Source organism: Pigmentiphaga sp. (genome assembly GCF_033795525.1).
Taxonomy (GTDB): Bacteria; Pseudomonadota; Gammaproteobacteria; order Burkholderiales; family Burkholderiaceae_B; genus Pigmentiphaga.
Genome location: NZ_JARYGM010000002.1, coordinates 146,758 through 165,782, shown reverse-complemented (window position 1 = coordinate 165,782; position 19,025 = coordinate 146,758). Strand labels below are relative to the sequence as shown.

The following is a 19,025-nucleotide window of genomic DNA, read 5'->3' as shown; positions in this document are numbered from 1 at the left end:
CAGCGCAAGATTACGCGTGCGCCAGACACGGGTAAAACAGGCCTGCGTAACCGGTGTAACCTCCATTCCCCGCACGCTTGCCTTTCCCACTTTTTTCTCGTTGCATCATGCCCAGGCAGAAAGTCCGCATAGAACTTCGCCCCCCTCAAGTAAACGGGCATCCGGCCCGCTACCAGTCGCTATGGCTGCTGGTACGCCTCTACTACGCGGAGCGCACGCGCACTGGTCCCGTGCCCGTCTCCGCCCTGCTCGCCCGCTTCCCGGGTAGCGCCAAGCTGCGCATGATCGTCTCGCGCGCCTATGCCGACTACCGCGCCTGGGGCATCGAGGTCGGATGGGGCCGGAACACGGACCGCGATCCCGCCTTGCTGGAACTGTCGGGGCGCAGCCGCGGCCCGTTCTGGCTGGCGCGAGGCCAGGCGCAACGACTGGACTTGAGGCTGGACGGTAAACCGGTGCGGTTACCCCAGGTCGCGGACTTCCTGGGACCCGAGTCCGCGCAGGATGACCGCGAGGATCCCGTTGCCTACGTCATGCAGGACGTCAGCTACTGGAACGAACTCACGCATGCCCTGCGCATGGCCAAGGACGGCGCCGCGAGCGCCGCCGAGCGCAGTGTGGCGCAGCGCTTTCGGGCGGCGCACCGCGCTGCCCAGGACGACTTCCAGGCCGCCTTGTCCGTCCTGAAAGAAAGCCTCGCCTGGCGCCGCCACGGGCAGGTCGAGCGCAGCGAAGACGCGCTGTCGCGCCTGCAACCCTACCTGCTGCCACGCGACGCTGGCCCGGGCCTGCCCACCTTTGCCGCCATGGCGGCCATTGCACATGCCTGGAACCTCTATGCCCAAGGCGGTGTACCCGCCGCCCAGGCTGAACTGGCGCGCATTGGGACCGACCTGGAACTGCAACCCGTCATTCGCTATAACCCGCGCGTGCGCTTCGAATTCCTGAACCTGCGTGCGCTGCTGTCCAAATCGATAGCCATGGCGCTGCAAACCGTTCCGCTTGCCGAACGCGCCGAAGCGGCGACCCAGGCCATCGAGGATCTCTCCGGCGCGCTGCGAGCCGCCTATGAAGCCGATTCCATCGAATCGGCCCAGGACGTCGCCGCCAATATCGGCTGGTCGCTGTGGCTGTTCTGGACCCACGGCTTGCTGGATACGGCGCAAGGGCCCGCTGAAGTGGTGCAACTGCAGGCCATCCGGTGGATAGGCCTGTCCGAATGGATATGCGACCGCTTCGGCGTCGGCGGCGGCTCGGCCTGGAACACCGTATTCCTGCTTCGCATCGCACGCGGCACATGCGCAGCGCAAGGGCGGCTGGACCTGCGCAGTTTCCAGGCCCAAACGCCGCTTTCCATGCGGCGCGTGGTGCAGGCCACACAGCCCTACCATGCGCCGTTCTCCGCGGCCAAGGGCTATACCAGCTGGTCGAACGTCGCGCGCTACACACTCGAGGAACACGACGCCGGGCATGCCCAATACGGCGCCTTGCAGCTGGCCAACGTGCTGCTGGAGACGGCATGGTTCAGCGCCTACGAGAACGGCCTTTGTGCCCAGGCCTATGACGCGGTCGAGCGGTTGGGCAAGCTGATGAAATCGCTGCGGAAGGATGAACGGCGGTTTTTCCGCGAGAGCCTGGCGTATTTACCGTGGGAGCTGGTGGCCGAAGCCGCGGAGCTTATGCCTGCGGCCGGAACACCGCCCGCAGGCAGTTATCGTCCTTTTTCTTGAACATGGCGTAGCCCCGTGCTCCGTCGTCCAGCGGCATAGGATGAGTCAGCAGGAACGACGGGTCCAGTTTTCCGCTCTGGATCAACTCGAACAGCTGAGGCACGTAGCGGTGGCCATGCTGCTGGCCCGAACGAACGGTCAGTGCCTTATTCACGATGGCACCCATGGGGAACTTGTCCATCCATCCTCCGTACACCCCCATGACAGACACCACGCCGCCCTTGCGGCACGCGCGGATGGCCTGCCGCAGGACGATGCCCCTGTCCGTCTCCAGAAAGGTGTGCTGCTTGGCGTAGTCGTACCAGTATTGCGGACCGTTCCCATCGGCCTCCATGCCGACACAGTCGATACACCGGTCCGGTCCCCGCCCGCCGGTCATCTCCTTGAGCGCCTCGTGTACGTCCACCTCTTCGTAGTTGACGGCCTCCGCTCCGCCCTTGGTCTCGGCCAGCTGCAGCCGCTCGGGAATGCGGTCGATGGCGATCACTCTATGCGCGCCCAACAGGTAGGCCGAGCAGATGGCCATGAGGCCCACGCCGCCGCATCCCCATACCGCTACCACGTCGCCCTCCCGGATGTCCGCCAGATCGGCGCCCATATAGCCTGTGGGCACGGCATCCGAGACGAACACCGCCTGTTCGTCGCGCACGCCTTCCGGGATCTTGAACGCGTTCACCTCGCCGAAAGGCACGCGGATGTACTCGGCGTGGCTGCCGGCGTAGCCGCCGAAGGCATGGCTGTAGCCGATGATGCCGGCGCAGGCATGGCCGTACGCCAGCTCCGTGAGCCGTGGCTTGGGATTGGTGTTGTCGCAGCAGGAAAACGCCTTGCGCAGGCAGTGCTCGCACGAACCGCACGCCAGGATGGACACGACGATCACCCTGTCGCCCTTCTTCAACGACGTCACGCCGTGGCCGGTCTCCACGATCTCGCCCAGGAATTCGTGCCCCAACACATCGCCCGGCTTCAATGCAGGCACGAAACCGCCGATCAGGTGCAGGTCGGAACCACACACCGAGGACATCGCCACGCGGACCAGAATGTCCTTGGGATTCAGGATGGCCGGGTCCGGTACCCGTTCAACGCCTAGCTGGTTGGGAGCCAGCCAACAGAGTGCGCGCATTCGCCTTCTCCTTACGCCTGAGGCTGCAATGGCGAGACGGCGGCTTCGCCGGTCTCCATGATCTGCTTGAGCCGTCTCAAGTCCTGGGTCATTTGCTGGGAAGGCGTCTCAGGCAAGAACACCCGGCTGGCTACCCGGCCCAAGTGGCCGGCTGGAGGCTGGTAGGCAACCACTGCGCGTACCTCCGTACCGCGATTGCCCGGCGCATCGTGAAACTCCACCCAGCCCGCATTGGGAACATCGGCCTCCTCGTCGGTTTCCCACGCGATACGCTCGTTGGGAAGGTCCTCGGTAATGGTCGAGGTCCACTGCACCGACTTGCCCAGCGGCGCCTTCACCGTCCAGCGCGACTGACGCTCATCCATCACCTCGATGCGCATGACGTGCCGCATGAAGCGGGGCAGATTCGAAAAATCGCGCCAGAACCCGTAGAGCTCCTCGCGGGGGCGCGCAATGGTCACCGCGTACTCGGACACAGTCGCGGCGGGCCAGCGGCGCGACCGCGCCACGGCGTCTTCGTACGGAGACGGTTGCAGCGCGCGCTTGGCCCAGCTGTAGCCCGTCACTGCGCGGCACAGCAGGCCGCCCGCGGCCACTATGCCGAGCTTGGCGCCTGCCCCGTCCCGGCCTGCCGCCCAGCACAACAGCACCAAGCCGCCCAGGCCCGAGGCAATACGTTCGCCCGTGCCCACGTTCGGACCCTTGTCCCGGGCCGAGGGTGCCCGCACGTCGGCCGGCCAGCCGGTCCGCGGCGACGCCTCGCCGGCCGGATCATGATGGTTCAGTACGCCGTCTGCATTCATTGCCGTTTTTCCTGCATGGGGGTTATCTGTCCGCGCCGCGGCCTGGAGCGGCCGGGCGCCGTTGCTCCGCTCACCGCAGCCGCTTCACTACTCTTGCCACCCGTGCGATACCGCCCGTGCCGCTTGCCGCCCGCCCGACCAAGGCGGTGCCCGCGGCCGTGAACAGCCCCCGTCGCAACGCCGTGCGGCTGCGCATCCCGGCCACCATGAGCAACACCCCCAAGCCGAACACAATCAAGTGCTCGCCCGGGAAATCCGGGCGGCTGTCATCGAACGCCTTCAGGCGCGCGAGGGGGGATCGAACGGGGCGATCATTCGTCGACGAGCTGGGTACGAGACCGGTTTCCAAGGCAGTTCTCCAGGACCTAACCGGCCTGAGCCCAGCAAGCGACATGCCCGTGGCGGCGCCCAGCAGGCTTTAACTTTTTGTAACGGACTTCTTATAATCGACGTCTTTCGCCCAAAAACGCCCCAAATATGTCCGTATCCCCCACCGTCAACGCCACAGCGCGGTGGCTCGACGTAGTCGAGACCTTCGTCACGGCCGCCGCCGGCCTGGCTTCCGCTTACGCGGGCTATACGGCATATCGACTGTCCAGGCACAACCAGACCGAACAGCCATGCCTGTCTATCCAGGGTCGCCGGTCCGCTGCCCAGGGCGCTCCGCGCCAGTTCCCGCGGATAACCTGGACATTGGACATGACAGTCGTCAACCAAGGGCCCCGACCGTTCCAGATCACCAACGCCGCCCTGCATTTGGTGGACTTCAACGGCGACACCGTCCCCATTCCGCTGCACGAGCTGGCCGGAACCTGGCTGATGTACGGCGACATGGTGAGCGACCACTGCGACATCATCGATACTGAAGGTTCGATCTGGAGCCGTCTTATCGAGAGCATGGCCGATGAGAACCGTCCCCGGTTCGTCATACAAACGTCCACGGGCAAGCGGTTCGAGCAAGTGATTTCGATGGACAGCTGGGTGTACATAAGGTCCAGGGCCGGCATTTGAGCCCCTGCCAGCTCAAGCACAGCAGCGGCATCACGCCCTATGCCGGCGTGATCTACCGCCTGAACGTGCAAACGTCCCTACGCCTGCCCACGCTGGTCGATATAGACTGATTGCTAGGGGCGGCGTATTGGTCAGCGGTTAGCAGGCGCGCTCATCTTGCGCACCACGGCATACAGGCGTCCGGTCTCCTGTACCAGAAACTGATCGAATTCCGAAGCGTCCTGATATGCCAGCGTTGCCTCCATCTTTTTCAGGCTGTGCTGGAAGTCCGCATCGTTTACCGCGGCACGCACGCTGGCGCGCAACGCCGCCATCACCTTTGGCGGCGTGCCCGCCGGCGCGAAAAGACCGGACCACACATAGTAGGTACTGTCGTAGCCAAGCTCCTTCAAGGTCGGGACATCGGGCATGCTCGACAGCCGCTCATCGCCGAGTATGGCCAGCGCCCTCACCTTGCCGCTCTTGGCGAAGGTAGCCGCGGTGGCAGGACCGCCCGTCGATAGATCGACCTGACCGCTGGCCACGGCCATCAATGCCTGGGAGCCGCCCTGGTAGGGAACGTGCAGCAGCTGTATGCCCGCGGCCTGAGCAAAACCATCTACACCGACATGCGCATTGGCGAAATAACCTGTGGACGAATAGCTGACCGTTCCTGGCTTGGCCCTCGCCCGGGCGACGATCTTCTCGACCGTACTCCCCTCCGGACGCATGGCCCCCATCAGTACGGTCGGCTCGTAAGTAATGCGCGCCACGGGCTGGAATTGCGCCAATTCGTAGGCCGGCACCTTGCCCTGCATGCGATCGGCTTCCGGCAAAATGACGTGACTGGTCAGGCTGATCAACAAGGTATAGCCGTCGGCGGGCGCGCGGGCCACCGCCGAGGCACCGATCGCCCCCCCTGCGCCCGGCCGGTTCGTCACGACCACAGGCTGGCGCAGGGTCTTTTCCATTTGCGCCGCCAACACTCGCCCCACCAGGTCTGCCAAGCCACCCGGCGCAAACGGTACGATCAGCGTGATGGATTTAGAAGGGAACTCCTGCGCCGCTGCATGCATGGCGGCAAGGCTGGCCGTTGCCGCCAGCAGCCATTTTCCGAATGTCATCCTTGTCTCCTGGTCCGCTTATGGTTTTGATATGCGACCCCGTACGCTCAAGGCGCCGGAACGACGGGATTGGACAGGACTCCGATTCCCTCGATCTCGCCTTTGACCACATCACCGACCTCGAGGTAGCGCGCCGCACGGACGATGTCATTACGCGTATAAGGTTTGCCTCCCAGCTCCTCGTCCCCGGCCCATGCCGTTCCGCCCGGCGTGCCGGTCGTGATTACATCGCCCGGCTGCAGCATCAGGAACTGCGAGAAGAAGCTGACCAACCGATAGACACCTGCAATCATCAGCGCGGTGCTGTTGTTCTGCCTCAGTTCGCCGTTAACGGTGGTACGCAGCGTTAGCCGCTGAGGGTCGGGAATATCGTCCGCCGTGACGACCACGGGCCCCACGGGGCACGAGGTTGCGAAATTCTTGCTGCCCCCCAACTCGATGACCGCAACGCCTCCCTGGAACGTGATCTGACGATCTCGCAATGTCACATCGTTCAGAATGGTATAGCCGTAAATGTGCGCGGCTGCGTCTTCTTCCCGAATCCATCGTCCCGGTTTGCCGATCACCACAGCGAGTTCGATTTCGTAGTCCAGCTTGCGGGTAAGCCTGGGGTCCAGCTCGATACCGGCGTCCGGCCCGATCACCGCACGCGGGGTCTTGAAGAAAAACGCCGGATCCTTGCCCGTCGACGCCAGATCGGCAATTTCGTCCAGGTGGTCGGCATAGTTGCCGCCTGTGGCCAAAATGATGCCAGGCGTCAATGGCGCCAACAGCCGGGCCGAAGGTACCACCACCCGCGAACTGCCGGCCGCGAGCGCGCGTCGTGCCAACGCCTGTCCCGACGCGGCGGAGGCAATGAATGCATTGACGTCGCTCAGCACCGTCCGTTCGGCCTCGCTGAGCCCGCCGCTAGCCGCGCACGTTGCGGCGATGTCCACCACACTGCCTTCGTTGTCCAACACCCCGAGGCGCGCACCCTGTGCACTGTCGAATCGGACAAGTTTCATCCCCGCTCCCTTGCTTTCATTTAGATCGAGTCTAGGGATCGTCCTTGCATGACGCCAAATTGGTCAGAATGGTACATTCTTCGCAAGGATTGGTTCGAACCAATCCGTACAAGAACCGAGGAAGACACGCATGCGCAAGAACGCTCCTGTCGAGCCCGTGCAAGCCGTAACGCGCTACATCGCCCAAAGCAAACTGCGCCCTGGAGAACGCCTGCCGGCAGAGCGCCATCTTGCGCCTCTGCTCGGCCTGAGCCGGGGCCATCTACGCCACGCACTGGCCGAGCTGGAAGCCAACGGCCAGGTGCAGCGCCATGTCGGCCGTGGTACCTATCTCAGCAGGCCCACGCGTCGGCCCGCGTCCCTGGAACCCTTGAAGATTGCATCGGTGACCAATCCGGTCGAGCTCATGACCGCGCGCCTGATCATCGAGCCGCAGACAGCCGCCCTGGCGGCCACCTATGGCTCGGCCCAGGATTTCTCGCGCATTATGGCGGCACTGCAACAGATGGAAGGCGAAAAAATCCTCTCTCGAACCCAGGCACAGGCCGAATCCTTCCATCGCGCTATCGCTGCGGCCTCGCACAATCGCCTGTTGCAGGCGCTGACCGACATCCTGTTCGAAGTGCGCACCGCCATACATGCCAGGCCTGCCGGCCCCTTCAACATGGCCGAGGACATCCAGCGCATGTATATGGAGCACGCAGCCATCGCGCAAGCCATCGTTAAACGCTCAGCTTCGGAGGCGGAGCGCCGCATGCGCTTGCATCTGGAATCGGTGCAACGGCAAACGGAGTCGTTCATAGTACCCAGCCGAACTCCGCCGCGTCATGACGACTGAAAAACCGCCGGCCGCCGCATCCAGCTCCCGCACCAAACCGCGACATGCACGATCCAGCGTCAAGTCCGCGGATCGCGTCCTCGACATACTTGAACTCCTGGCCAGCACGGGGCGCGCCATGACGCATGCCGAGATCTCGCGCCGGACAGGCATCCCGAAAAGCAGCCTGACCGCGCTGTTGCACAACCTCGTGGGCCGCGGCTACATCGAACAACTGCAGGACTCCCAGCAGTTCCAGCTCGGCGAAGGCGCCTATGCACTCGCACGGCGCGGCGCCCACAATCGCGACCTGCTGCGCGCCGGCGAACCGTGGCTGCAACGGCTCATGCATGAAACAGGAGAATCGGCCGGGCTCAGCGTGCTGCGCAACGACATGGCCGAGCGCATCGCGTCCGCTCAATCGCCCGACGCCGTGCTGTATTCCGTGCACGTCGGTGTCATGCAGCCGCTGTATGCCAGTTCGGCAGGCAAGGTATTGCTTGCGTGGTTGCCCCCGGCCGAGCGCGAGGCCTATCTGCAGCGCGTCAAGCTGCAACCGCGCACCAAGCAGACGATACGCTCCGTGGCGGTCCTGCGGCGGCAGTTGCATCAAATCCGGGAGGACGGCGTGGGCTGGTCCTTCAGCGAATTCACCTTCGGCATCGTCGGACTCGCCGTGCCCGTCCTGGACGTCCACGGGCGCGTGCTCGCGGCCCTGGGACTGGCCATGCCGGCCAGCCACCTGGACGACGCGCGCAAGCCGAAACTGCTAAAGGTATTGCGCAAGGCCGCCCTTGAGATCGCCGCGGCCACGGAGCAGGCCAAGTATCCCGGGTGAAAAGTGTTCACATGTGAGAACACGGTCTAGCGGTATCCACTCTTGAGCGCAACACTGCACGGCATGACACGAGACACCCACCCAGGTTGTCCAGGAGAGACGCATGCCGCAACCCACCCACATCCAGGAATCACTGAGTATGCCCGTCGCGGGCCGTTATGACGTCATCGTCGTCGGGGGCGGCGCTTCGGGCACCGTCGCCGCCATCGCCGCAGCGCGCACGGGGGCACGCACGCTGCTGATCGAACGCGGCGGCTGCCTGGGCGGCGCCGCTACCGCCAACCTCGTGGCCCAATGGGTCGCATTCTTCCATGGCGAAACGCGCGTGGTCGGCGGAATTCCCTACGAACTGGCCGAACGCGTGCAGGCCGCGGGCGGATCGGACGGATTCCACCGCTACGTGATGGGCGAAGCAGCCGGCACTCCGTTTCCGCTGCGGGTATTGCCCTTCAATCCCGAAACGGTGAAATGGGTGCTCGACGGCGCGGTGAATGAAGCCGGCGTGGACGTGCTTCTGCACACGACCTTCGCCCGGGCATTACTGCAGGAGGGGGCCATCACAGGCGTAACGGTCGAGACGGTACAGGGCCGCCTGGCCTGGCTCGCGCCCGTGGTGGTGGACGCGTCCGGCGATGCGCTGGTGTGTGCGAGCGCGGGCGTACCGTCCAAGAACGATGTCGGCGACCGCCAGCCCTGCACACTGTCCTTCCGGCTATCGAACGTGGACGTGCCGCGTTTCAAGGCGGTGCCGTCGGACCGGCGCCGCGCCCTGGTTCTGGGCGGCTTGCAGCGGGGGGAACTGTTCTGGGAAAGCCTGTCCTTCGTCAGCACCCCGGGCGGCACCGACGCTATCTGCCTGATGAGCCGCATCCAGGACATCGATGCGCTGAACGCCCGCGACGCATCGCGCGCCGAGCAGGAAGGCCGCCGGCAGATCGCCAGCATCGTGCGATTCCTGCAACGCGAGATCCCCGGCTTTGAAAACGCCATCCTGGCAGATGTGGCCGAGCGCGTGGGCGTGCGCGAGACGCGCCGCATCGAGGGGCGCTACACGCTGAACGAAGACGACATCATGCAGGCGCGCAGCTTCGAGGATGCCATCGCCCTCGGCGCCGGTCCCATGGACCGCCACCAGCCGGGCGGCACCGGCATCCGCCTGTATGCGCCGCCCGCCCCCTTCGAGATTCCGCTGCGCGCCCTATTGCCTGTGAACGTGGAGGGCCTGCTGGTATGCGGCCGCACGCTCAGCGCGACACGCGAAGCGATGGCCGGCGCGCGCCACATGGCGACCTCCATGGCAATGGGACAAGCGGTAGGCACACTCGGCGCCATTGCGGCGGCCAGCGGCCGCAACCCCTCGTCGGTCCCCGCCAGGGAGGTACAGCAGAGCCTGGAAAAAGCCCAGGCGCTTTTCCGCCGCGCGCAGCTTGCCAGTCAGGGCCAGCCGGCCTGATTCCCAGGAGACAACCATGAAAAAAACACTGTTCACCACCGCCTGCTTCGCCATACTTGCCACAGCCACCACCGTGGCATACGCCCAGGAATGGCCGAGCCGCACCACCACGGTGGTCAACCCTTTCAGCGCCGGTACGACCACCGACACCGTAGCGCGCGTCGTGGCCGAAGGACTGCAAAAGAAGTTCGGCACGCCCTTCATCGTGGACTCCCGGCCCGGTGCCGGAGGCATGATAGGCACCACGCTTGTCGCCCGTGCGCAGCCCGACGGCAGCACCTTCGGTGTCAGCATCGCCGGTCCGCTGGTCCACAACCCCTTGCTCTACAAAAGCATGGCCTACGACCCCGCCAAGGATCTCACGCCCCTGACGCTGGGCGTGCACCAGCCCTGCCTGTTGATCGCCTCCAAGGCGCTGGGCGTCAAGACGCTGCCCGAACTGATCGAGGTGCTGAAGAAGAATCCCGGCAAATACAACTACTCGTACGTGGGCAATGGTTCGCTGGGCCACCTGGTCATGACGCTGCTTGCCAACAAGAGCGGCACGCAAGTCGTCCCCGTGATGTACGCCGGCGCGGTCCAGGCTACCACCGCCGTGATGACGAACGAGGTGCAAATGGGCTGCCTGCCCGCGCAGGCCACCATGGCACAGGTGCGCGGCAACAACGTGGTCCCGATCGCGGTGTCCACTGCCGACCGCGCGTCGCTATTGCCCGACGTGCCGGCCCTGCGGGAGTTCTACCCCGAGATCGTCGGCAGCGCCTGGATGGGGTTCGTTGGGCCCGGCGGGATGCCACCCGCGCTGGCCGAGCGCATCAGTGCCGCAATCGGCGAAGTGCTGCGCCAGCCGCACGTCGTGGAACTGCTGCGCCAGCAGTTGATGCAACCCGCGCCCGGCACGCCGGTGCAATTCAAGGCGTTCATGCAAGAAGAGCTGGCGCGCTGGAAGCCCGTCATCGTCGACAACAAGATCACCGCCGACCAATAACCGTCGGCACCGAGCACCCAGGGAGAATGAGCATTGAAAAGCGATAGCACCAAGCCTTTGGGCTGCACCGCCAAGGGCGTGCCCGTCGTAGCGGAAGCCGACGTCGTCGTCATCGGCGCGGGACCGGGCGGATTCGCGGCCGCGCTGCGTGCCCGGCGCGAGGGCTGCCGCGTGGTCCTGGTCGAAAAATTCGACATGCCCGGAGGCGTCCATACGTCGGGCCTCCAGGGCGCCGCCAACCCAGGCATCGGCGGTATCCACACCGAACTGATGGAACGGTTCGCCAACGCGGGGGCCATCTACATCGCCACCGAGAAAGAACTGCCCGACTGGGCCGGCAATGCGCTGTCGCACTACGACTACTACCTCAAGCCAGGCTCGCCCTTCCGCCGGGCATCCTTCAATCCCGATGCCGCGGGCAACATCATGCTGCAGATGCTCGAGGAAGCCGGCGTGCAATCCTTCTACGGCGCCTCCTTCGCGGATGTCGAGATGGAGGCCGAAGGCCACGAGCGCCGCATCACCCATGCCATCATAGAAACGGTACAGGGCCGCCAAGCCATCCGTGGACGCATCTTCGTGGAAGGCAGCGGCACCGCGGAAGTGGTGGCGCGTGCGGGCGCACCCTTCGTAAGCGGCGGCGGACGGCAACCCGAAACCGTAGCCAAGGATGCACTGGAGCGCCCCATCCCCGGGGGCCTGCTCTGGATCATGAGCGGCATCGACTTTGCGCAGACGGCGGCCTACCAAAAGAGCAAGAACGATCCCGCGTTGAGCAAGCTGATCAACGCGGCGCGCGCGGCGGGCGACATTCCCCCGGAACTCTATCGCCCACGCCTGGCCGACCAGGGCGTCTATGGCGACCACTACATCGGCCATCCGACGGTGGACATGAGCCCCATCCAGGGGCCGGGTACCTTCATCCTGTGGCAAAACGTACCCTACGAATGGGCGCTGCACATGGACGAAGACGCCGAACACGCCTCGCGCGCCAAGAAAGAGCTGCGCCGGCTGATCGACGCCGAGGCCACCTTCCTGCGCAAGTACGTGCCGGGATTCCAGCATGCCTTCATGACCCACGTCGGCCGCTACGTCGGCGTGAGGGATGGCCGCCATCCCATAGGCGAATACGTTTTCTCCATCGACGACGCGCGCGAGGAACGGCGCTTTCCCGACGCCGTCACACCGCCCATGACCAAGACCTTCTTCTGGGACCAGTACGCGAAATACACCTTCGAGGTGCCCTATCGCTGCTTCCTGCCCAAAGAGGTCAACAACCTGCTGCTGACGGGCGCATCGCTGTCCTTCACCTTCGAGACCATCTTCATGGTCATGCGCAACTTCCCCTGGTGCTGCCAGACCGGCGAAGTCGCCGGCCACGCCGCCGCCCGCGCCATCCGCGAAGGCGTCGGGCCCAAGCAGATCCGCTGGACCGAGCCTCTGGCCTTCTAACCTCCAAGGAGACACGACATGAATGCTTCGGTCATCACCGAAACCCTCGCCACGCCCGTGCTGGGCCACTACGACGTCATCGTCGCCGGCGGCGGCGCGTCCGGCCTGGTGGCCGCCGTCGCGGCGGCCCGCAGCGGCGCGCGCGTCGCGCTGGTCGAACGCGCCGGCTGCCTGGGCGGCACCGCCACCTCGGGCATGGTCGCGCAGTACATCGGCCTGTTCAACGGCACCGTCCGCTGCGTGGGCGGCATAGGCTTCGAACTCACCCAGCGCATCCAAGCCGCGGGCGGCAGCGACGGCTTCCGCCGCTACACCCTCGCCGAGGCCAGCGCCAACCCCGTCACCATCACCAACTTCCCCTTCAACCCGGAAATCGTCAAGATCGTGGCCGACGACATGGCGCGCGAAGCCGGCGTGGACGTGCTCCTGCACTCGCGCGTCGTCGGCCCGCTGATGGAAGGCGGCCGCGTAGCCGGCCTGCTGCTGGAGAACGTTTCCGGCCGCCGCGCGCTGCGCTCGCGCATGCTGGTCGACGCCACCGGCGATGCCGTCATCGCGGCCGCTGCCGGCGTTCCCTACGTGGGCGAAGAACCCGAGCTTCGCGACAAACGCCAGCCCCTGACCCTGGTGTTCCGCATGTCCAACGTAGACGTGCGCACCTTCCGCGCGATCCCGCGCGAGCGCAAGCGCGCCATCGCCCTGGACGGACTGCAGCGCGGCCAGCTCGCCTGGGAAAGCCTATCCTTCTGCAGTACGCCCGGCGACACCGACGCCATCTGCCTCATGAGCCGCATCCACGGCATCGACGCGCTGGACGGCGCGGAACTGACACGGGCCGAACAGATCGGGCGGCAACAGATCAAGACCATCGTGCCCTTCCTGCGCGAACACGTGCCCGGCTTCGAACAATCCGTGCTGGCGGGCATCGCCGAACGCGTCGGCATACGCGAAACGCGCCGCATCGTCGGCCGCTACACCCTCACGACCGAAGACATCACGGGCGGCAAACGCTTCGCCGACGCCGTCGCCCTGGGCGCCGGACCCATGGACCTGCACGAAGCCGGCGGCACCGGCGTCGACCTGTGGATGCCGCCCGCCCCCTTCGAAATCCCCCTGGCCTGCCTGCTGCCCCAGTCCATCGAAGGCATCGTCGTCACCGGCCGGGCCATCTCCGCCACGCGTGAAGCCAACGGCGGCGCCCGCCACATGGGCACCGCCATGTGCCTGGGCCATGCGGCGGGCGCCTATGCCGCCCTGGTTGCCGGCGGCCAGGCCACGCTGGAGAACCCCGCCATCGACACGCTGCGCCAGACGCTGCGCGACCAGGATGCCTTGGTATCGACGGACGACGCACTGGCCGGCGCGGACAAGAACTCGGTCGAGGCGCGCCCCGCCTGAATGAATCAAAGAAGGAGACAACTATGCACAACGCCGTTAGACGCAACACGCTGGCAGCTGCCCTATTGACGGCAGCTACGGCCGGCGCCGCCTTCCCCGCGCTGGCCCAAGACTATCCCAGCAAACCCATTCGACTGATCGTGCCCTTCCCCGCCGGCGGCCCGTCCGACACCACCGCACGGTCGATCGCCGAAGGCCTGGGCAAGGAACTGGGCCAACCCGTCGTCGTGGAAAACAAGCCCGGCGCGGGCGCCATCATCGGCAGCGAATTCGTACTGGGACAGCCCGCCGACGGCCACACCCTGCTGATGGCCAGCAACGTCATCTCCACCGGAAAGTGGCTCTACCCCTCCATGGACTTCGAACCCGTTCGCGACTTCCGCGCCGTGGTCGGCGTGTTCCGCAGTCCCCACCAGGTGGCCGTCGCGCCCGACTTTCCCGGCCAAGGCATCCAGGACCTGATCGCCATGGCCAGGCGCGAAGGCGGGCGCATGAACTATGGCTCGGGCGGTTCCGGCACCATGCCGCACCTGGGCGCGGAGCGGTTCAAGCAGGTTACTGGCGTGGAGATGCAGCACATCCCCTATCGCGGCTCGGCGCCGGCCAACGTTGCGCTGGTGGCGGGCGACGTGCCGGTTCACTTCGATATCGAGTTTTCGGTACAGCCCCTGCTGAAGTCGGGCCGGCTACGGTCGCTGGGGGTGACGGCGTTGAAGCGGTCTCCGCAGTTTCCTGATGTGCCCACGCTGGATGAGCAGGGGGTCAAGGGCTTTGAGCTGTATTCGTGGTTTGGGATTGTGGCGCGGACAGGGACGCCGGATAGCGTCGTCAATCGGCTCAATCAGGCGATCAACCGGGTGATGGAGACGCCGGCGTTCAAGGAACGGCTGGCGGCACTGGGCGCGGAGAAGATTGGCGGCCCGCCGAGGGCGTTCGAGAAGATGATCAAGGATGACTATCGGCTTTGGGGAGACGTGATACGGAAGGCGAATATCAAGATTGATTGAGCGCGAGCGCTGGGGCTCATTATCGGAAGTGGTTTGACCGCCTGGCCTGCACGCTCTACGCTTAGCGCGTTTTTGTTTCTGATTCCAAGCGTTTCCCTGTCATGCCTCGCGCCAAACCGATGCCTTCCCGGGCCCCCTCTCCGTCCGACGCGCCCACACCTTCCAACGGCCCCGTGGCTACGAATCGACCGTGGGAGACGCTATCCGCAGACGGGGCAGACATTCCTATCGAGCAATTTGTCACGACCCTCGTACCGCAGCTGGCCAGCCTGATGCGGCGCAACGTCACAGGCGTATATGCAAGACAGCATGGGTTGACCGTACCACAGTGGCGTTTACTGGCGCTGATCGCTCGCTACAGCCCCTTGCCATTTACGGACGCCGTCACGCTCTCCGGTCTCGACAAAGGCCAGATCAGCCGCACCTTGCGCGAACTGCAGTCAAGCGGGCTATGCACAGTGGAGCCGGACTCCAGCGGCAACAAAAAGAAGGTAGTCTGCGTGATTAGCAAAGCAGGACTGGACCGCTACCAAGCCTTGGTCCCGGTCGCCCAACGAAAGCAAGTCGATTTGCTCGCGGCCTTGAGCCAGAGCGAGCGTCGGGCGCTATACACCAGCCTGATCAAACTGATGCAACGCTGCGAGAATCCCTAGGATTTTCCCCTAGCGACCTCACCAAAACACTGCGGTCGAAGCAGCACAAGCTCTTGATTTATTAAGGGAATCTAAAAAACCATCCCTCGGGTTCATCGCATCGGGCCTAACCAACATGTTGCAAAATCAACATGTTGCATCTAGGATGCCCACTCTTCCGGCCGATTCGTGGAGCACGGTCTCCACTAAAGAGCGTCATGGCATCACCGATTACTTGCATTGAAGATTTGCGCAGCCGGGCCAAGCGGCGTCTGCCGCGCATGTTTTTCGACTTCATCGATGGCGGCTCCTGGTCCGAGGCAACTTGCGCCCATAACACCGGGGATTTCGATTCGCTGCGCTTTCGGCAACGGGTAGCCGCCAAGCTTGCGGCGCTTGACTGCGAAACCGAGGTACTGGGCCGAAGGCAGCGCCTGCCCCTGGCCATCGCGCCCACCGGCCTCTCCGGTTTCATCCACGGCGATGGCGAGATCCTGGCAGCCCGTGCCGCAAAGAACCACGGCATTCCGTTCACACTGTCCATCATGAGCAACTGCTCAATGGAGGCCGTGTCAGCCGCCACTCAACGACACCCTTTCAATCTTCAAATTTCTATCTTCAAGGATCGCGGTTTTCTCCAGTCCCTGATCGACCGGGCACGCGCGCTGAGCTGCCCCGCGCTGATGCTCACACTCGACCTGCACCAGGTTGGCAGGCGCCACCGCGATGCCAAGAACGGCTTGGCTGTTCCTCCTCGTCTCACCTTTCGCCATCTGATCGAATTCGCCACCAAGCCGAACTGGGCCTGGAGCATGATTCGTACGCGGCATCGCAGCTTCGGAAACCTGGACGGCCAGTTGAGCGGCGTGCAAGGGCGGGACGCCATTGCCCAGTGGGCAGCGGGACAACTAGCAACCGACATCGGCTGGGACGACGTCAGCTGGGTCCGCGAGCGCTGGGACGGCAAGCTGATCGTCAAAGGCGTGCTGGATGCCGACGATGCCGCACTTGCCGTACAAGCGGGCGCTGACGCCGTACAGGTCAGCAATCACGGCGGTCGGCAGTTGGATGGCGCCGACAGCAGCATCCGAGCCTTGCCCGCCATTGTGGAGCGCATTGGCGACCGAGCCGAAGTTCACTTGGACGGCGGAGTCCGTACCGGACAACATGTGCTGAAAGCTCTGGCTCGAGGTGCACGCTGCATTCACCTGGGTCGTGCCCATTTATACGGCCTCGCCGCCGCCGGTCAGGCCGGCGTTGATCAGGCGATCTCACTGCTGCACGAAGAGCTGCGCCTGACCATGGCCTTCTGCGGCTGCCAGAGCGTGGCCGATATTCATCCAGGCATTCTGCTTTAACCCCTCTGGCCGCAATTCCCATTCACTTCATCACAAGGATGACTTTCATGAGCCTTAGCCGCCGATATCTTGCCGCCCTCGTTGCCGCGCTGGGCCTGGCCGCCCCAATGCTGACCCAGGCAGCCGACAGCTATCCGAACAAACTTATTAAGCTGGTTGTCGCTTGGCCTGCCGGGGGAGATACCGACGCATTGGCCCGCCTCTACGCCGAACAGTTGAGCAAGCGCCTGGGCCAGAATGTCGTGGTTGAAAACCGGGCAGGGGCGGCAGGCTCGATCGGCACGAACCAGGTGGCTCGCGCCGCGCCCGACGGCTACACCCTGTTGTTCACGCCGAACACCCACCCCATCGTTCCCCACGTGCTGCCGACCGGCGTTCCGTATCACGCCGTAGACGATTTCACACCCATCATCAATACCGGTACCTCCCCGTTCGCGATTGCTGCCAGCAATGAAAGTGGCATCACTTCGATCAAGCAGTTCGTTGATCAGGTGAAGGCGGGCAAGAACATTTCCTACGGTACGCCCGGCGCCGGCACGCCGATGCACGTGGTGGGCGAAATGCTGCTTCATGCGGCCGGCATCCAGTCCACCGCCGCGCACTATCGCGGCAATGCGCCGCTGACAACCGACGTACTTGGCGGCCATATTCCGATTGCCGTGGTCACGCCGGGGGTCATCTTCCAACATCTTGAAGCCAACAAGCTCAAAGCCTTGGCAGTGACCTCGTCCGAGCGCACACCGGTTTTGCCCGGCGTGCCGACGCTGCAAGAGCTGGGCTATGACATTACCTTGAATGCCTGGTGGGGCGTGTTCGCCCCGAAAGGAACGCCGGCAGGCATCGTCAACAAGCTCAACGCGGCATTGAACGAAGGGCTGAAAGACCCCAAAGTACTGAAGCAGATGGAAGACATGGGCGTCATCCCGGCCGGCGGCTCTGCGGAACGCATGGCGGAACTGAACGCCAGCGATTTCAAGCTGTATCAACAGAGCGTCAAGCAGTTCGGCATCTCGGTGCAATAAGGAAGCGCCTGAATGCATGTCTGTATCGTTGGTGCCGGGCTGATGGGCTTGACCAGCGCTTGGTATCTTCATCAAGCGGGTTTCCAAGTCACCATCATCGAACGCGAAGCGGCGGTGGCGCTCGGCGCCAGCCATGGCAACGGAGGGCAGCTTTCCAAAGGCCTGTGCGCGCCGTGGGCGGCCCCCGGTACTATCGGCACCGCTGTAAAAAGCTTCTTCCGTCCGCAAGGCCCATTGCGTATCAGGCTGAGTACTTCGGCTCTCCAATGGCGCTGGTTATGGCTGGCGCTCAAAAACAGCGGCGCCGCCACGTTCTCCCGAAATCGCACTGACATGGAGGCGCTTGCACGCTATAGCATTGCCGAATGGCATGCCTTGCGCCAGCACCTGCGGCTGCAGTTTGATCAGCGCGATGAAGGCATTACCCTGACACTGCAAACGAATGACGAATGGGAAAAGGCAAAACGCTTGCACGCCCATTTGCTCAATCGCGGACAACGGGCAGAGTTACTCGATCCAGCGCAATTATTGCAACTTGAGCCCGGCTTGGCCCGCTCCTCGCTGAACTTCACTGGCGCGTTGCACCTGCCCGATGAGTCCAGCGCTGACAGCAGCCGCTTCTGCCACGAATTGTCCGGCCATCTCATTGCCGGCGGCGTCGATATTCGCTTCAACACAGTCCTACAAGCAATTGACAGCCACGGCAAGAACGTCCGGGCGCTGCAGACCAGCAGCGGCCTGATACACGCTGATGCCTACGTGATGACGACCGGAGCATGGTCTTCACCGTTGCTAAAGCAGATACTCAAACTGCCGGTCTACCCGGTCAAAGGCTATTCGCTAACTGCAACGATCACGGATAGCGACAGCAGCGTCCAGACCGCGATTCTGGACGACCACGACAAGGTGTCCGTAGCCCGCTTCGGCAACCGGATCCGCGTCACCGCCTTTGCCGAATTCGATGGTTTCAACGCCAAACAAGACGCAAAGCGCCTGGCCCAACTGCGCGTCATGCACGACGCGCGCTTTCCAGGCACCGCTGACTTGGCCAGCGCCGAGACCTGGTGCGGCTTTCGCCCCATGACTCCCGAGGGCTCTCCCCTCATCGGCCCCACGCCGCTCGAGAACCTATACATCAACACGGGCCACGGCACGCTGGGTTGGACCATGGCTTGCGGCTCCGCCCGGCTCCTTACCCAGATCATGACGGGGACTCCAACCGCGCTGGATGCTGCTCCCTACTCTCCGCTTCGCTATACCGCCCTTCCCTCTTGACCTTACTC

Annotated in this window: 18 protein-coding genes; 13 read left to right on the top strand and 5 right to left on the bottom strand. The window is 64.3% G+C overall.

The genetic code is table 11. The features are described 5' to 3' along the window. Positions 1-107: 107 nt before the first annotated feature. Positions 108-1,730 carry a hypothetical protein gene (locus QHC78_RS05515; protein ID WP_319742886.1) on the top strand — a complete coding sequence of 541 codons (1,623 nt, stop codon included), beginning with the start codon at positions 108-110 and terminating at the stop codon, positions 1,728-1,730. Here QHC78_RS05515 and QHC78_RS05510 read toward each other — a convergent pair. From QHC78_RS05510 to QHC78_RS05500, 3 genes are all read right to left on the bottom strand, one after another. Next, entirely contained in the window at positions 1,678-2,853 is a 1,176-nt protein-coding gene (locus QHC78_RS05510; protein WP_319742885.1) for a zinc-dependent alcohol dehydrogenase, read from the bottom strand. The two genes, QHC78_RS05515 and QHC78_RS05510, sit on opposite strands and share 53 nt — an antisense overlap. An 11-nt stretch (positions 2,854-2,864) precedes the next feature. After that, positions 2,865-3,656, bottom strand: coding sequence for an SRPBCC family protein (locus tag QHC78_RS05505; protein ID WP_319742884.1), 792 nt, complete (start codon positions 3,654-3,656; stop codon positions 2,865-2,867). A 70-nt stretch (positions 3,657-3,726) separates the two neighbouring features. Beyond that, positions 3,727-4,005: a hypothetical protein gene (locus QHC78_RS05500; RefSeq protein ID WP_319742883.1), complete on the bottom strand. Its 279-nt coding sequence runs from the start codon at positions 4,003-4,005 to the stop codon at positions 3,727-3,729. A gap of 128 nt (positions 4,006-4,133) precedes the next feature. On the opposite strand from QHC78_RS05500, the gene QHC78_RS05495 reads away from it, so the two are divergent. Continuing rightward, positions 4,134-4,667, top strand: a complete 534-nt coding sequence (locus QHC78_RS05495) for a hypothetical protein (protein ID WP_319742882.1) — start codon at positions 4,134-4,136, stop codon at positions 4,665-4,667. Positions 4,668-4,798: 131 nt separating this feature from the next. Here the strand turns inward: QHC78_RS05495 and QHC78_RS05490 are convergent, their stop codons facing one another. Continuing rightward, a complete protein-coding gene (locus QHC78_RS05490; RefSeq protein WP_319742881.1) occupies positions 4,799-5,770 on the bottom strand; it encodes a tripartite tricarboxylate transporter substrate binding protein in 972 nt (323 codons plus the stop codon). A gap of 47 nt (positions 5,771-5,817) precedes the next feature. After that, entirely contained in the window at positions 5,818-6,777 is a 960-nt protein-coding gene (locus QHC78_RS05485) for a fumarylacetoacetate hydrolase family protein (RefSeq protein ID WP_319742880.1), read from the bottom strand. Between the two features lie 130 nt (positions 6,778-6,907). Here QHC78_RS05485 and QHC78_RS05480 point away from each other — a divergent pair, with 130 nt between their 5' ends. From QHC78_RS05480 to QHC78_RS05430, 11 genes are all read left to right on the top strand, one after another. Then, on the top strand, positions 6,908-7,615 hold the full coding sequence (locus QHC78_RS05480; protein WP_319742879.1) for a FadR/GntR family transcriptional regulator: 708 nt from the start codon (positions 6,908-6,910) through the stop codon (positions 7,613-7,615). Further along, positions 7,605-8,432 carry an IclR family transcriptional regulator gene (locus QHC78_RS05475; RefSeq protein ID WP_319742878.1) on the top strand — a complete coding sequence of 276 codons (828 nt, stop codon included), beginning with the start codon at positions 7,605-7,607 and terminating at the stop codon, positions 8,430-8,432. Before QHC78_RS05480 ends, QHC78_RS05475 begins: the two co-directional genes overlap by 11 nt. Positions 8,433-8,535: 103 nt before the next feature. Beyond that, complete coding sequence (locus QHC78_RS05470) at positions 8,536-9,885, top strand: FAD-dependent oxidoreductase (RefSeq protein ID WP_319742877.1); 1,350 nt, start codon at positions 8,536-8,538, stop codon at positions 9,883-9,885. 16 nt (positions 9,886-9,901) lie between these two features. After that, positions 9,902-10,873: a Bug family tripartite tricarboxylate transporter substrate binding protein gene (locus QHC78_RS05465; protein ID WP_319742876.1), complete on the top strand. Its 972-nt coding sequence runs from the start codon at positions 9,902-9,904 to the stop codon at positions 10,871-10,873. Between the two features lie 33 nt (positions 10,874-10,906). Then, positions 10,907-12,325, top strand: coding sequence for an FAD-dependent oxidoreductase (locus QHC78_RS05460; RefSeq protein WP_319742875.1), 1,419 nt, complete (start codon positions 10,907-10,909; stop codon positions 12,323-12,325). 18 nt (positions 12,326-12,343) lie between these two features. Then, on the top strand, positions 12,344-13,723 hold the full coding sequence (locus QHC78_RS05455) for an FAD-dependent oxidoreductase (protein WP_319742874.1): 1,380 nt from the start codon (positions 12,344-12,346) through the stop codon (positions 13,721-13,723). 23 nt (positions 13,724-13,746) lie between these two features. Beyond that, on the top strand, positions 13,747-14,730 hold the full coding sequence (locus tag QHC78_RS05450; protein ID WP_319742873.1) for a Bug family tripartite tricarboxylate transporter substrate binding protein: 984 nt from the start codon (positions 13,747-13,749) through the stop codon (positions 14,728-14,730). Positions 14,731-14,903: 173 nt separating this feature from the next. After that, positions 14,904-15,383 carry a MarR family winged helix-turn-helix transcriptional regulator gene (locus QHC78_RS05445; RefSeq protein WP_319742872.1) on the top strand — a complete coding sequence of 160 codons (480 nt, stop codon included), beginning with the start codon at positions 14,904-14,906 and terminating at the stop codon, positions 15,381-15,383. 197 nt (positions 15,384-15,580) lie between these two features. Continuing rightward, entirely contained in the window at positions 15,581-16,720 is a 1,140-nt protein-coding gene (locus QHC78_RS05440) for an alpha-hydroxy acid oxidase (RefSeq protein ID WP_319742871.1), read from the top strand. 47 nt (positions 16,721-16,767) lie between these two features. Continuing rightward, positions 16,768-17,742 carry a Bug family tripartite tricarboxylate transporter substrate binding protein gene (locus tag QHC78_RS05435; RefSeq protein WP_319742870.1) on the top strand — a complete coding sequence of 325 codons (975 nt, stop codon included), beginning with the start codon at positions 16,768-16,770 and terminating at the stop codon, positions 17,740-17,742. Positions 17,743-17,754: 12 nt separating this feature from the next. Further along, a complete protein-coding gene (locus tag QHC78_RS05430; protein ID WP_319742869.1) occupies positions 17,755-19,017 on the top strand; it encodes a D-amino acid dehydrogenase in 1,263 nt (420 codons plus the stop codon). Positions 19,018-19,025: the final 8 nt, after the last annotated feature.

Coding starts and splice junctions, on each gene's coding strand:
- QHC78_RS05505 (WP_319742884.1), bottom strand. CDS start 3,656: ATGAATGCAGACGGCGTACTGAACCATCATGATCCGGCCGGCGAGGCG.
- QHC78_RS05480 (WP_319742879.1), top strand. CDS start 6,908: ATGCGCAAGAACGCTCCTGTCGAGCCCGTGCAAGCCGTAACGCGCTAC.
- QHC78_RS05495 (WP_319742882.1), top strand. CDS start 4,134: ATGTCCGTATCCCCCACCGTCAACGCCACAGCGCGGTGGCTCGACGTA.
- QHC78_RS05435 (WP_319742870.1), top strand. CDS start 16,768: ATGAGCCTTAGCCGCCGATATCTTGCCGCCCTCGTTGCCGCGCTGGGC.
- QHC78_RS05470 (WP_319742877.1), top strand. CDS start 8,536: ATGCCGCAACCCACCCACATCCAGGAATCACTGAGTATGCCCGTCGCG.
- QHC78_RS05475 (WP_319742878.1), top strand. CDS start 7,605: ATGACGACTGAAAAACCGCCGGCCGCCGCATCCAGCTCCCGCACCAAA.
- QHC78_RS05515 (WP_319742886.1), top strand. CDS start 108: ATGCCCAGGCAGAAAGTCCGCATAGAACTTCGCCCCCCTCAAGTAAAC.
- QHC78_RS05450 (WP_319742873.1), top strand. CDS start 13,747: ATGCACAACGCCGTTAGACGCAACACGCTGGCAGCTGCCCTATTGACG.
- QHC78_RS05485 (WP_319742880.1), bottom strand. CDS start 6,777: ATGAAACTTGTCCGATTCGACAGTGCACAGGGTGCGCGCCTCGGGGTG.
- QHC78_RS05465 (WP_319742876.1), top strand. CDS start 9,902: ATGAAAAAAACACTGTTCACCACCGCCTGCTTCGCCATACTTGCCACA.
- QHC78_RS05490 (WP_319742881.1), bottom strand. CDS start 5,770: ATGACATTCGGAAAATGGCTGCTGGCGGCAACGGCCAGCCTTGCCGCC.
- QHC78_RS05510 (WP_319742885.1), bottom strand. CDS start 2,853: ATGCGCGCACTCTGTTGGCTGGCTCCCAACCAGCTAGGCGTTGAACGG.
- QHC78_RS05430 (WP_319742869.1), top strand. CDS start 17,755: ATGCATGTCTGTATCGTTGGTGCCGGGCTGATGGGCTTGACCAGCGCT.
- QHC78_RS05440 (WP_319742871.1), top strand. CDS start 15,581: ATGGCATCACCGATTACTTGCATTGAAGATTTGCGCAGCCGGGCCAAG.
- QHC78_RS05455 (WP_319742874.1), top strand. CDS start 12,344: ATGAATGCTTCGGTCATCACCGAAACCCTCGCCACGCCCGTGCTGGGC.